This window comes from Alloscardovia macacae (assembly GCF_002259705.1).
GTDB lineage: Bacteria > Actinomycetota > Actinomycetes > Actinomycetales > Bifidobacteriaceae > Alloscardovia > Alloscardovia macacae.
Map to the genome: position 1 here is coordinate 177,418 of NZ_MWWT01000008.1, position 12,727 is coordinate 190,144.

Below are 12,727 nucleotides of genomic sequence, written 5' to 3' on the forward strand. Positions count from 1 at the left end.
CTCGTGTGAATACTCGTACGAGGACGAAACTACCAGCGATAGTGAGCGAATGCCTTGTTCGCTTCTGCCATCTTATGGGTATCTTCGCGACGCTTTACGGAAGCACCGAGACCGTTAGCTGCGTCGAGAATCTCGTTAGCGAGACGCTCTGCCATGGTCTTTTCACGACGCTGACGGGAGAAGTCCGTCAGCCAGCGCAGAGTCAGAGTGTTTGCGCGAGCTGGCTTTACTTCCACTGGCACCTGGTAGGTAGCGCCACCGACACGGCGGGAGCGAACCTCGAGGCTTGGGCGGATGTTATCCAGAGCACGCTTCAGTACTGCTACTGGTTCCTGTTCGGTCTTTTCCTTAACGATGTCGAGTGCAGAGTAGACGATGTCTTCTGCGATAGACTTCTTACCGTCGAGGAGAATCTTATTAATGAGCTGAGCTACGACTGTCGAACCGTAAATTGGATCTGGCAGGAGCTGATGCTTTTTTGCTGGTCCCTTACGTGACATATTACTTAGCCTTCTTTGCGCCGTACAGGGAACGACCCTGCTTACGGTCCTTTACACCCTGAGTATCGAGAGCACCGCGAACGATGTGGTAACGAACACCAGGAAGATCCTTTACACGACCACCGCGAACGAGCACGATGGAGTGCTCCTGCAGGTTATGACCTTCGCCTGGAATGTAGGCGGTTACTTCTACGCCAGAAGACAGGCGAACACGTGCGACCTTACGCAGTGCCGAGTTTGGCTTCTTAGGAGTAGTAGTATAAACACGAGTGCACACACCGCGACGCAGTGGGCTACCCTTAAGTGCCAAAGTCTTCGACTTCTTTGGCTTTGGCTGACGTCCCTTGCGGACCAGCTGTTCTATAGTAGGCAACTGTTTCTCCGATTCTTGTTTCTGTTTAGTGCGGCCGCTCCACTGCAGCACACGTTCAGAATCCTCGAGAAACACCCGAAAGTTCATAAACAGCCACAGTCCACCGGCCCGATGGCCCATCCTCTCTGGTCTTCCATTACTAGAGACCTTCACAGATTCCGGGATATCCCGCTGCTGCACACCTTTACATAGGCATACCAGCGGCACACACGAATTCCCATTATATACCCAGCGCCGACAAAAGCGCAAGTGGGCGTGTAAAAGTGAGTGTGTAAAAGTGTGTGCTCAGCAGTCACCGGGCGCACCACCTCTGCGCAAAGACTCCCCGCCGAGCACACGTACTGCACAGGCCCCATAGACACTGCAAGCGAGGGAACTTCCGGCGTCTCCTGAACAAGTAACTGAAAGTATAGGCAGAATTGGAAAAAATACGATATCGAGTGCTCCCCCGTCTAAGCGATGGAGGAAAGAGCGTATACTCGAGCGTAGACCCGCGACACTGAACCGAGGACCGCTTCATGACACACGTACTGCTGAACGCCGCCGCGTTTATACTCGTCATCATCATAGGCCGCTTTCTGGCTGCGCGCCGTCTGCTGCCCGCGAATGCCGGCGAAACGCTGAAAAGCATCGTCATGAACATCACGCTGCCGGCAGCCATCATCATGAATTTTTCGAAAACGGGTTCCTCGTCGGGAGGCGTTATGCTGAGTCTCGCAGCCCTCGGACTGCTCGTGAACGTCATCATGGTCGGCGTGGGCATGGCGCTGACCCGCCGCCGCTCGAGCGCGGACGAGGCGCTCTACATGCTCAGTTTGCCGGCCATGAACATCGGCGCGTTCTGCATTCCGTTCATTCAGTCCTTCCTGCCCGCGCTGGGAACGGTGGCCGCGAGCATGTTCGACGTGGGAAACTCCATCGCCTGCACAGGCGGCACGTATGCGTTTACATCCGAATACGTACGCCGTTCTGGCAATTCCTCCTCTTCTTTCCTCTCCTCTATAAACTGGCGCATGTTCGGCCGGCGGCTCGTCACGAGCACTCCCCTCATGACGTACATCATCATGTTCGCACTGACGACGGGTGGCGTGCATCTGCCTTCGGAGGTGTTTACGCTCATCGCGCCGCTGTCCGTGGCGAATCCGTGCATCGCGCTGCTCATGATAGGCGTGATGATTCGCATCGAGTTCAAGCGCGAGTATATGAAGGATGTGGCGGTCATTCTGGGCTTGCGGCACCTCTTCTCTGTGGCTCTGGCGCTCGTGTGCTACTTCGTTCTGCCGTTCGACCTCGTCATTCGCCAGGCGCTCGTGCTCGTGGCGTTTGCGCCGCTGAGCGTCATCGCTCCGGCATATGTGGGCATGTGCGACGGCGACGAAGGTAAGGCGAGCGCGATTAATAGCTTCTCCATCATTCTGAGTGTGGCGGAGATTACTGGGCTGCTCGTGGTCATGGGGCTGAACTGAGCGCTGGGCTGGCTGGGTTTCCCGTTCGCGCAGTTTTGGGCCAATTCCGACACTGGGGTGCGCACTTTTGGGCTTATTCCGACGCTACTCCTCGGAGCGTCCGCGTACACGAGAAGACGATAGGCGTGAATGCTGAACCGGTAGCCAGGCCTGCGTCGAAATAAGCCCTAAAGTAACGAAGCCCGCTTAGAGCGGCGTCGACATTAGCCCATAAGTCGCATTTCTTCACATAAAAAAAGGGGGGGGGGGGACCCGGCGCACTGCCGAGCCCCCCTCGCGAGGTAATGAAAACTACTCTTCCTTCAAAGAGATGTCGTTCACCATCTCGTACCATTCTGCGATGGCGCTGTGATCTTCCTTTTCGTGACCGTGAGCCTTCAGAGACTGCATCACTTCCATGGCGAGGGACGTGAATGGTGCAGATACATTGATGCCATACGAGGTATCCATGACATTCTGCAGATCCTTAATGTGCAGCTCGATGCGGAAGCCTGGGTCATAGTTCGCGTCGAAAATCTTCTGGGACTTCTGATCCATCACTGTAGAGCCGGCCAGACCCGAGCGAATAGCCTTATACACATTCTCCGGGGAGACGCCAGCCTTCTTCGCCAGCGAGTATGCTTCCGAAACAGCTGCGATGTTTATGGCCACGATCATCTGGTTCGCGAGTTTCGTGATGTTACCAGCGCCTACACCACCGACGAGAGTGACAGTGGATGCCATGGTCTGCAGAAGTGCTTCGTACTTCGCGAAGACAGCCTCGTCACCACCCACCATGACAGCGATAGAACCGTCGATGGCCTTTGGCTCGCCACCAGAGACTGGAGCATCGAGGAAGTCCACGCCCTTCTCGGAGAGCTTTTCAGCAAATTCGCGGCTCGCCAGTGGAGCGATGGAGCTCATGTCGATGACAGCATTACCTGCTTCGAGTCCCTCCGCGATTCCGTTCTCGTCGAAGAGAGCAGAACGCACGTGTGGAGAGTTCGGCAGCATGGTGATGACCACGTCTGCGTTTTCCGCGACCTCGCGACCCGAAGCTGCACGGTGTGCACCAGCCTCTTCAAGTTCACGCATAGGCGCCTCGTTAAAGTCGAACACGGTCAGCTCATATCCGGCCTTAAGCACGTTCAGCGCCATCGGACGACCCATAATGCCGAGTCCTACAAATCCTACCTTCATGATGGTATCCTTTCTGAAAAATTGACATACAAAAAATAAACTTACGCACGACCGAACAGGAACGCTCGCGTGGCCGTCTCAGCAGCCAGAGGGAGCGTCGTATCCACGCTCGCCATACTCTCCGCGAGCGTCATAGGGCGCGTAGGCAGCGGGATAACGAGGTCGATGCCTTCATCATAAACCTCCCCGAGGTCCTCCGCGCGGGCGCCCACCACAGCCACGACCGGAATACCGCGGGCTCGCGCACGGCTCGCCACGCCCACAGGCGCCTTACCACGCGCGGACTGCGCATCCATGCGACCTTCACCTGTGATGACGAAATCCACACCGTCGAGCGCCTCGTCGAGCGCGATAAGGTCCAGCACCGCGTCGATGCCGCTCAGCACACGAGCCGAGCAGAAGGCCAGAAGACCCGCACCCAGACCTCCCGCAGCGCCTGCACCTGGCTCTCGCGAAACGTCGTGCGCACCATCCGCACCGTATGCTGCCACTTTCGCCGCATACGCACGCATCCAGCCGTCATACTCCTCCGCGCGAGACATATCCAGCCCCTTCTGCGCGCCGTACATCTGCACAGCACCGCACGCACCCGTCAGAGGGTTATTCACATCAGTGAGAGCGACGAACTCGGTGTGCGCGACGCGCGGATCGAGACCGCTAACATCCACGCTCGCCAGAGTCTGCAGACCGGCAAGCCCGCGCGGCACGTCGTCACCCTGCGCATCAAGGAAGCGCACGCCGAGAGCGCGAGCCATGCCCATGCCCCCGTCGCTCGTGGCACTGCCCCCGAGGCCCACGAAGATGCGTGTGGCTCCCTGGTCGAGAGCGTCGAGGATAGCCTGCCCCACGCCATAGGTATCTGCGTGAAGGGCGTTCTCAGGCGTCTGCTCGATGAGCGTGATGCCGCTGGACTGCGCCATCTCGAGAACGGCGGTTTTTGGTGTGTCGTTTGGCACATCGTTCGGCGCATCGTTCTGCGCGCGCTTCGGCGTATCATCCGACGCATCGGAGCCGTCCGCCTCGCCAGCCAGCAGCGCATACTGCACCTCGACCGGCTCACCCAGCGGCCCCTGCACCTGGACGGTGCGAACCTCGCAGCCCGTGGCGCGCACCACAGCATCGACTGTTCCTTCGCCGCCATCCGCTATGGAGTATGTCTTTACGAGCGCGTCCGGCAGCACGCGGTGCACACCTTGTTCGAGAAGCTCCGCCACATGCGCACTGCTCGCAGAGCCTTTAAACGAGTCGGATGCGACGAGCACCGTGCGTGGGCGGTTCGTACCGCTCGCTGTACTGTCCGTGTGAGAGTGCTGCACGTTCTGCCCCTGTGCGCTGTCTTCTCCCATGCGTGTCACCTCCTTCAGCTTAAGTTCCTGTTATCTGATGTACCTTTATACCCGGCGTTACTCGCTCAGATACCCCGCCTGCACCATCGCCTGGCGCATACCCTCGAGGGCTGCAGCGCTCGGCGTCTCCGTAGGCAGGACAGACGGACCCATATTCATGCCCATCATGTTCCCCATGGCCTTCGTCGCAGACGGGAAGCTGGCCGCATCCTGAGACAAACGCAGAGGATTCAGCTCAAACTGCAGACGGCGCGACTTCTCGAGGTCTCCCTCAGCGAACGCATCATACAGTCCACAAATGAGCTCCGGGAAGATATTCGCCGTGGAGCACACTGCTCCATCCGCACCGCAACACAGTCCCGCGTAAACGATGGTATCCTTACCCGCAAAGACCGAGAAATCGATGTCTTCCGTGCGGCGCACGAGCTCCTGCAGGTTCGTGATGTTCCCCGACGAATCCTTAATTCCCACGATGTTCGGCACATCATGCGCGAGCTTCACTATGGTATCCAGCGAGACCGGATATCCAGCCAGGCCCGGATTATTATAGATGAGCACAGCCACGTCTGGCACAGCTGCTGCTATGGTCGAGAAATGGTTATACAGCGCATCCTGTGTCGGCGTGATGAACATAGGCTGGAGGACGGATATGGCATCGATATCCAGCTCAGCTGCGCGGCGAGCCAGCTGAATGTTCTGGCTCGTGCGAATGTGGCCGAGGCCGAACATGACAGGCACGCGCCCACGCACTTCCTCGATGATGGCCTGGGTGGCCTCTATCATCTCGTCATCGGAGAACATGTAGAACTCCGAGTTACTTCCGAAGGCGAGAATGCCATCGACGCCGTGGTCTATCTCATAGTTCACATGCTCGCGCAGCCGCTCGAGGTCTATCTTTCCATCGAGTGCATCTGTCACTGGCATGATAATAGGGACGATGATGCCCTTATAGGCGTCTGTATTCATAACGCGTGCCATATCTGTACGTCCTTTCCGTCTGTCCGCGTTCACTCCGCGCTCTGTCCGCGCTGTCCTCTGTTCGTGTTCGTTCCGACACGAGCAGTCCGCGCTCTGTCCTCTGTCCGCGCGAAACCTACCGCACCATCGACGGCCGCTTGCCGTCAAACTTCCATCCTGGGATGTAGTACTGCATACCTACCGAGTCATCGCGGCTACCGCAGTTATTCTCCACATACAGGCGAGCTGCTGCTTCGAGCGCTTCGCGGTTAATCTCCACACCCAGACCCGGCACGTCACGTGGCACAGCTACCTCACCATTCTTAATCTGTGGTGGGTTCTTCGTGAGGAACTGGCCGTCCTGCCAGATCCAGTGCGTGTCGCAGGCGTTAATGCGCCCAGGAGCAGCCGCGGCAGCCTGTGCCACCATGGCCAGCGAGATATCGAAGTGATTATTCGAGTGCACGCCCCACGTCAGGTCGAGGTTATCGCACAGCTGAGCCACGCGCACGCAGCCTTCCATGGTCCAGAAGTGAGGATCAGCCAGTGGAATGGTCACCGAGTCGAGGCGGATAGCAGCCTTCATCTCACGCCAGTCCGTCGCCACCATGTTCGTGGCGGTAGCCAGGCCCGTGCGACGACGGAACTCTGCCATCACTTCACGCGACGAGAAGCGTCCCTCTGCCCCACATGGGTCTTCCACGTAGGTGAGCGTGCCCACCATATCCTTACAGATATCGATGGCTTCTTCCAGCCCCCAGCATCCGTTTGGATCGAGGTCGATGCGTGCGTTCGGGAATTCCTTCTTAATGAGCTTGATGGCTTCTATCTCTTCGTGTCCGTCGAAGACACCGCCCTTGAGCTTAAAGTCTTCGAAGCCGTAGCGCTCGTGTGCGGCTTTCGCCTGCTCGAGGATGGCTTGTGCGGTCATGGCTGGCTCTCGGCGAATGCGACCCCATGCGTCGGACGTGTCATCGTCGTGAATGTATGGCAGGTCAGTCTTCGTGCGGTCTGCCACGTAGAAGAGGTAGCCGAGGAACTTCACCGAGTCGCGCACCTGGCCGTCGCCGAGCAGCGCAGCTACTGGTACGCCCATGTGCTTGCCGAGGATGTCGAGCAGTGCGGTTTCTACCGCGGTCTGCACGTGTACCGTCGTGCGCAGGTCGAAGGTCTGGTCGCCGCGTCCGCCCGCGTCGAGTGCTGCATACTTTTCGCGGATGGAGCGTACGAGATTCTTATACTGGCCGAGCTCCGTGCCGATGACCATCGGCTTGATTTCGTTCAGTACGTCCGTTATCTTCTTCGTACCCGGTACTTCCGAGATGCCTTCCACGCCGTCCGAGTCCGTGAGGATGACCACGTTACGCGTGAAGAACGGTCCGTGTGCTCCGGACAGGTTCAGGAGCATGCTGTCGTAGCCTGCTACTGCGAAGACTTCCATGTTTACTATTTTTGCTGCCAATTTTCTCATCACCTTTCGTGTGTATTTTTCTCGTCGTGTGCGCCTAGCGGACCATCGCTGGGCGGTGTGGGTCGTACTGCCAGTTCGGGATGTAATACTGCATACCGCGAGCGTCGTCGCGCGTTCCGCAGTTATTCTCCACATAGAGCTGGTGTGCGGCTTCGAGCTTGTCGTGGTCGAGCTGGATGCCCAGTCCTGGAACGTTCGGATCGACCGTCAGACATCCGTCGTGGAACTGTGGAGCCGTTTTCCCGAGGTGCTGTCCGTCCTGCCACATGTAGTGCGTGTCGCAGGCATTCAGGTTTCCTGGAGCTGCTGCAGCAGCCTGTGCCACCATAGCCAGTGAGATGTCGAAGTGATTATTCGAGTGGACACCCCAGGTCAGGTCTATGTCGTGGCACAGCTGAGCCACGCGCACACACCCCTGCATGGTCCAGAAGTGAGGATCAGCCAGAGGGATGGTCACCGAGTCGAGGCGGATAGCCGCCTTCATCTCACGCCAGTCCGTGTCACACATATTCGTGGCAGTAGGCAGTCCCGTCTGACGGTGGAACTCCGCCATCGTCTCGCGAGCCGAGAAACGCCCCTCTGCTCCACATGGGTCTTCCACGTACGTCAGCGTGCCTTCGAGACCACGGCACAGGCGCACAGATTCATCCAGCGACCATGCGGCATTCGGATCGATGGTGATGCGCGCATCCGGGAATTCCTTCTTCAGCGCCTTCACTGTCTCTATCTCCTTTTCTGGAGCGAAGACGCCACCCTTGAGCTTAAAATCTTTAAATCCGAAGCGTGCGGCTGCAGCCTTCGCCTGGCGTACCACGGCATCCGTATCCATGGCAGGCTCGCGGCGGATACGGCCCCACTCATCCGAATTATCATCATCATGAATGTACGGCATGTCCGTGAGCGTGCGGTCTCCCACGTAGAAGAGGTAGGCGAGGAAGCGCACTTCGGTACGCACCTGACCTTCGCCGAGCAGTGCTGCTACCGGCACGTTCAGGTGCTGTCCGAGCAGGTCGAGCAGTGGAGTCTCCACGCCGGTGACCACATTTGTTACTTTCTTAAAGATCTGCGCGTGCGCGGTTTCTGCGCCGCCTGCTCCCGCTCCAGCTACACCAGCGACCTGGCCCTGCAGCATGCGCGTGCAGTCCTGGACTATCTGCTTATATTCAGCGATAGGCCGGCCTTCCACCAGGGGAATACAGGATTCGAGACGCTGAGTAATCACTTCCCCACCTGGGACTTCACCCACGCCTTCGTTCCCGTTACTGTCTGTCATCACGACCACGTTACGGGTAAAGAATGGTTCATGTGCTCCAGCGAGATTCAGGAGCATACTGTCATATCCAGCGACGGGTACGACGCGCATCGTTTTTACTACGGGTACCATGTGTTCCTCCATTGGATAGTGCATCTGGAAATTTCTGTACTTCTATTATGGCCGCGCTCCCCCGCCTGACGCACTATTCTCGAAACCTCGACTCACCCCTGCTCCTCCCCCATATTCTGGTCTGCGTACTATTCTTAGAGGCACACAGCAGTACAGGGAGGCAGTCATGGAGATAGATCCGAAGATAGCGCAGGCCATTACGGCGAATATTAAAGACCTTCTCCACCATGAGATTAACTTCTTTAACACATCCGGCACCATCATCGCCAGTACAGATAAGTCGCGCGTGGGCACGAGCCATGACGGCGCGCGCCTGGCCGTGAACCTCAAAGAGACGGTGGCCATCGATAGCGAGCACCAGTTCGTCGGCGCGCGTGATGGCATAAACATTCCCGTCATGCTCGACGATGACGTTATCGCGGTCATCGGCATTACCGGCACGCGCGAAGAAGTGGAGCCGTACGGGAACATCATCCGTAAGATCACGGAGATCCTCATCCGCGAGAATCTCGACCAGGTCACGCGTTCGGACCGCCGCCTTATGATGACGAATCTCCTGAGTCTGCTCAGCTCGCAGAATCACGATGTGGCGCTTATCCACCATTTGGCGCGCACCCTCGATGTGGATGTAAAGATACCGCGCCGCGCTGTCGTGGGCCGTGTTCTGGCAGACGACCCGACTCTCGAGCGTCATCAGGACATCTCGCGTGTTCTGCAGGACATTTTCGCGGCCCGACCGGATGTGCTCTACAGCGTTACGCCGCAGGAGTGCGCCTTCTACTTTCCGGATGGGCGCGACGACGTTCTGCATTCCACGCTGCGTGCCGTGCAGACGAGCGTGCGCGAGTCGTACGGCGTCACGCTCGTCTTCGGCGTGGGGGACGTGGCGGATACGGCGAGCGCGTACTGGCAGAGTTATGCGCAGGCAGATACTGCTGCTGACTGGCAACTTTTCGTGGCTCGGCAGGATATCTGTGCGTATGACGGTCTCGACTACGGGATACTGCTGTCGAGTATGCCGGAATCCAGCGCTGAGCAGTTCGTCTCACGGGTGTTCCACGGACTCAGTAGTGAAGAAATTGACCTGTATGAAAAAACATTCCAGGCGTATACGCTGCATAACGGGTCCATCCTGCACGCTGCGGACGACCTCTACCTGCATAAGAACACTCTGCAGAATCATCTGAATAAAATAGCGCACGCGACCGGCTATAATCCGCGCACTCTCGAGGATTACGTCATCCTGAACCTCGCGTTTAAGATGCGCCGCTACCTCGCCTTCGAACAGCAGCGTCGCGCGGAATAAGACGACGAAAAGGCGTGCAGCAGAAAAAGGAGGAAACCTGCTGCACGCCTTATTTTCTCAAGGAGGACGCTTAACGGAAGACGCCGATGGCGAATCCGACTACGACCACGAGGACATTGAAAATCCACATGCGAGGAAGCGTGAACTTGATGTGCTTGTCGATGCTGATGCCGGTCAAGTCGGTCGCGATGTAGAGCTGAGGCTGAGCGATGACCGAAATCATGGAGCCGAAGTTCATGAACAGCGTGGCGATAACCACGGTCTGATCCACGCCATACTTCGCGCTGAACGCGGAAACGAGCGGGATAAGCGCGTAGAACCACGTATCATTCGTGAACAGAAGCATGAGCGGCGTGCTCAGCAGAGCGATGATGAGGTAGAAGTACGGGCCGATGGCGCTCGGCACGACCATAACCATAGCGTTCACCATCTCGGTAAGCATGCCGGACTCCTGCATAACGCCCACCACGACGCCGGACAGGAGCACAGCTGGAGCCACTGGCCACAGCGACTGACCGTACTTCTTCAGCAGCTTCGTCTGAGCGGAGAGGTCCTTATAGTTCGCAGCGAGCGCGATGGTCAGACCGGTGGCGAAGATGTAATACTGTGGGAGCTTGTCGAAGACGATCATGCACACGAAGAGCACCACAGTCAGAGCCATGTTAAACCAGAACATGTTATGACGGGTCAGTTCGGTGTCCTTAAACTGGGCGAGAAGCTCTTCGCGAGAGACGTGAGTGGTCTGAGTGCTTGCTGCGGAGCCTGCGGTCAGCTTACTTCTCTGGGACAGCACACCATAGATGACGGCATATGCCAGCAGTGCCACGAGCATGAAGGCCTGAACTGGAAGAATCTTCAGGAAGAGGGTCATGCTGTTCCCCGCACCCTTCGGCAGCAGCGAGGTAGCGCGCAGAATCTTCGGATTCCATGGCGTATTACACATGATGAGGATGGCTATGGAGATGAGGAATGGCAGCAGTTCCTTACGCACGCGGAACTTCTCATACAGTGGCAGCATAAGAGGAACAGTAATGAGGAAGACGGAAGTAATGGAGCCGTCGAGCTCCACGATGCAGGCCACGAGGACGGTGAGCGCGCAGATAATCGGCGCGGTCACTGGCACGCGACGCATGACAGCCTTCACGATGTCGTCGAACATACCCGTGTCGCTCATGAGCAGGAAGTACGGCAGCGAGAAGAACATCATGAGCGTGATGGACCACGTCTTATCGATGCCCGCAGCCACCCACTTTCCGTACGTGTTTGCTGCGGTGGTGATGCCTGGAAGGCTCGTAAACCACTCGGCATGCTGGATGAGCATGGCCAGGATTCCAGCTGCCAGAGGGATAGTGGTAAATGCCAGTAAGATGCTTATTTTCTTCTTCAGCAGCAAGACAGTAATGACTATCATCGTCGCGAAGCCTAAGAGAGCTAAGAGTATACTCGCGGTACTCATGCTGCTCACCTCCCGTGTCTGTGGGCGTTAGTGGACTCAAGTGGCCCTGCTGTGGTGCTTCTGTATGCGCGATCGCACGATCGCGTGTTCTCCAGGACATCGCTATCCTGGCGTGTGCACGTCGTGCGCAAACTCGAAGCAGCGGGGCGCTAGCTACGTCGCCTGTATCTTATGTTCTGTAGTCCAGAGCTCTTCTGTGTGCACGTCTGTATCTGTGTACGCGTATACACTCCAGACGAGCCCGTTCTACCTTTAATCATGCCTGTGCGCTCGCTCACATTCAAAGTCCCAGCGCACATCGTTACTCGGGGTGGCGACGGCGTAGAATGGTACACGAAACATTTTCCTCATTTCTGTGGAGATCTACCATAGAAAGTACACACAAACACTCTATATATACAGTGAGTACGACTCGAGGATGAGTGCTCCACAGCAGTACACACGTACTGCAGACTCTCACCTCGATCCACTCGACACCCACGCCTCGTCAAGCGGGCCTCACTACTGAGCCCCGCTACAGGGCATCACCGCAGAAAGGATGCTGTATGATACGCCAAGCGACCACAGCTGACCTCAAAGCTGTCTATGACATCATCGAAGAAACCAGCCATTATACTCTCGACTTCCAGGTCTTCGCTCAGACCTTCGTGGACCAGCTCGGAAGTCTCGACCGTAAGATGGGCGTGTATGAAGAAGACGGAGAGATCATGGGCTTCGTGGGAATCTTGTGCACCTGGCAGCTGTACATCGGCTACCGCGTGGCAGAAACGAAGGAGCTGGCCGTCTCCCCGAAGTACCGCGACCGTGGCATCCGTGACGAACTGCTGGCCTGGGCTGAGAACGTGGCTCGCGAGTCCGGCTGCGGAATCCTGAGCATGTGCTCGCGCATCGAGCACACGGACAGCCATGAGTACTACAAGTCTCAGGGCTTCCACGAGTCCTTCTACCGTTTCGATAAGGAGATAGCGCTGAAGAAGCGGTAAGCTGTGTGATGCTGCTCAGACGTTTGTGCGACTTTTCTAGAAGTTTGTGGAAAAAATACCGTATGCAGACGAGATTTTTCGATGAACTTCTAGAAAAGTCGCATTTTTGTTTTCACCGCCCCGACTCTGCGAACACGCCCCCGACTCTGCGAGCATCCGCCTACGCAAAACGCCTGAGGAAAACCTCAGGCGTTTATCTGGGGTGGCTGACGAGACTTGAACTCGCGACCTCCTGAACCACAATCAGGTGCTACTACCGACTGAGCTACAGCCACCACGTTCACACTCCTGTAGAAGTGCAACGTA

Annotated in this window: 11 protein-coding genes and 1 tRNA gene; 3 read left to right on the forward strand and 9 right to left on the reverse strand. The window is 57.2% G+C overall.

Annotated elements, in window-relative coordinates; genetic code table 11:
- Positions 1 to 29 precede the first annotated feature (29 nt).
- Both rpsG and rpsL read right to left on the reverse strand, forming a co-directional pair.
- Positions 30 to 500 (reverse strand): 30S ribosomal protein S7, encoded by a 471-nt coding sequence (gene rpsG, locus ALMA_RS06555; RefSeq protein WP_086106067.1) that lies wholly within the window; start codon positions 498 to 500, stop codon positions 30 to 32.
- A gap of 1 nt (position 501) precedes the next feature.
- A complete protein-coding gene (gene rpsL / locus ALMA_RS06560; protein ID WP_018143131.1) occupies positions 502 to 873 on the reverse strand; it encodes a 30S ribosomal protein S12 in 372 nt (123 codons plus the stop codon).
- Positions 874 to 1,391: 518 nt separating this feature from the next.
- Between rpsL and ALMA_RS06565 the strand changes: the two genes are divergently transcribed.
- Positions 1,392 to 2,339 carry an AEC family transporter gene (locus ALMA_RS06565; RefSeq protein ID WP_094726900.1) on the forward strand — a complete coding sequence of 316 codons (948 nt, stop codon included), beginning with the start codon at positions 1,392 to 1,394 and terminating at the stop codon, positions 2,337 to 2,339.
- Positions 2,340 to 2,630: 291 nt separating this feature from the next.
- On the opposite strand, the gene garR is transcribed toward ALMA_RS06565, so the two are convergent.
- The 5 genes from garR to ALMA_RS06590 form a co-directional block, all read right to left on the reverse strand.
- Positions 2,631 to 3,518: a 2-hydroxy-3-oxopropionate reductase gene (gene garR, locus ALMA_RS06570; RefSeq protein ID WP_094726901.1), complete on the reverse strand. Its 888-nt coding sequence runs from the start codon at positions 3,516 to 3,518 to the stop codon at positions 2,631 to 2,633.
- 41 nt (positions 3,519 to 3,559) lie between these two features.
- Positions 3,560 to 4,864, reverse strand: coding sequence for a glycerate kinase (locus ALMA_RS06575; RefSeq protein ID WP_094726902.1), 1,305 nt, complete (start codon positions 4,862 to 4,864; stop codon positions 3,560 to 3,562).
- A 57-nt stretch (positions 4,865 to 4,921) separates the two neighbouring features.
- Positions 4,922 to 5,842, reverse strand: a complete 921-nt coding sequence (locus tag ALMA_RS06580; RefSeq protein WP_211278345.1) for a dihydrodipicolinate synthase family protein — start codon at positions 5,840 to 5,842, stop codon at positions 4,922 to 4,924.
- 115 nt (positions 5,843 to 5,957) lie between these two features.
- Complete coding sequence (locus ALMA_RS06585; protein WP_244568904.1) at positions 5,958 to 7,283, reverse strand: enolase C-terminal domain-like protein; 1,326 nt, start codon at positions 7,281 to 7,283, stop codon at positions 5,958 to 5,960.
- A gap of 43 nt (positions 7,284 to 7,326) precedes the next feature.
- Positions 7,327 to 8,676: an enolase C-terminal domain-like protein gene (locus tag ALMA_RS06590; protein ID WP_094726904.1), complete on the reverse strand. Its 1,350-nt coding sequence runs from the start codon at positions 8,674 to 8,676 to the stop codon at positions 7,327 to 7,329.
- Positions 8,677 to 8,842: 166 nt separating this feature from the next.
- Between ALMA_RS06590 and ALMA_RS06595 the strand changes: the two genes are divergently transcribed.
- Complete coding sequence (locus ALMA_RS06595) at positions 8,843 to 9,982, forward strand: CdaR family transcriptional regulator (protein ID WP_094726905.1); 1,140 nt, start codon at positions 8,843 to 8,845, stop codon at positions 9,980 to 9,982.
- Positions 9,983 to 10,052: 70 nt separating this feature from the next.
- Here the strand turns inward: ALMA_RS06595 and ALMA_RS06600 are convergent, their stop codons facing one another.
- Positions 10,053 to 11,438, reverse strand: coding sequence for an SLC13 family permease (locus ALMA_RS06600; protein ID WP_094726906.1), 1,386 nt, complete (start codon positions 11,436 to 11,438; stop codon positions 10,053 to 10,055).
- A 545-nt stretch (positions 11,439 to 11,983) separates the two neighbouring features.
- On the opposite strand from ALMA_RS06600, the gene ALMA_RS06605 reads away from it, so the two are divergent.
- Positions 11,984 to 12,421 (forward strand): GNAT family N-acetyltransferase, encoded by a 438-nt coding sequence (locus tag ALMA_RS06605; RefSeq protein ID WP_094726907.1) that lies wholly within the window; start codon positions 11,984 to 11,986, stop codon positions 12,419 to 12,421.
- Positions 12,422 to 12,619: 198 nt separating this feature from the next.
- Here the strand turns inward: ALMA_RS06605 and ALMA_RS06610 are convergent.
- Positions 12,620 to 12,696, reverse strand: a tRNA-His gene (locus tag ALMA_RS06610).
- Positions 12,697 to 12,727 lie beyond the last annotated feature (31 nt).

What these genes read in the sequence shown, in the direction of transcription:
- rpsG (WP_086106067.1), bottom strand. Translation starts at nt 500, where the DNA reads ATGTCACGTAAGGGACCAGCAAAAAAGCATCAGCTCCTGCCAGATCCA.
- ALMA_RS06565 (WP_094726900.1), top strand. Translation starts at nt 1,392, where the DNA reads ATGACACACGTACTGCTGAACGCCGCCGCGTTTATACTCGTCATCATC.
- garR (WP_094726901.1), bottom strand. Translation starts at nt 3,518, where the DNA reads ATGAAGGTAGGATTTGTAGGACTCGGCATTATGGGTCGTCCGATGGCG.
- ALMA_RS06575 (WP_094726902.1), bottom strand. Translation starts at nt 4,864, where the DNA reads ATGGGAGAAGACAGCGCACAGGGGCAGAACGTGCAGCACTCTCACACG.
- ALMA_RS06580 (WP_211278345.1), bottom strand. Translation starts at nt 5,842, where the DNA reads ATGGCACGCGTTATGAATACAGACGCCTATAAGGGCATCATCGTCCCT.
- ALMA_RS06590 (WP_094726904.1), bottom strand. Translation starts at nt 8,676, where the DNA reads ATGGTACCCGTAGTAAAAACGATGCGCGTCGTACCCGTCGCTGGATAT.
- ALMA_RS06595 (WP_094726905.1), top strand. Translation starts at nt 8,843, where the DNA reads ATGGAGATAGATCCGAAGATAGCGCAGGCCATTACGGCGAATATTAAA.
- ALMA_RS06600 (WP_094726906.1), bottom strand. Translation starts at nt 11,438, where the DNA reads ATGAGTACCGCGAGTATACTCTTAGCTCTCTTAGGCTTCGCGACGATG.
- ALMA_RS06605 (WP_094726907.1), top strand. Translation starts at nt 11,984, where the DNA reads ATGATACGCCAAGCGACCACAGCTGACCTCAAAGCTGTCTATGACATC.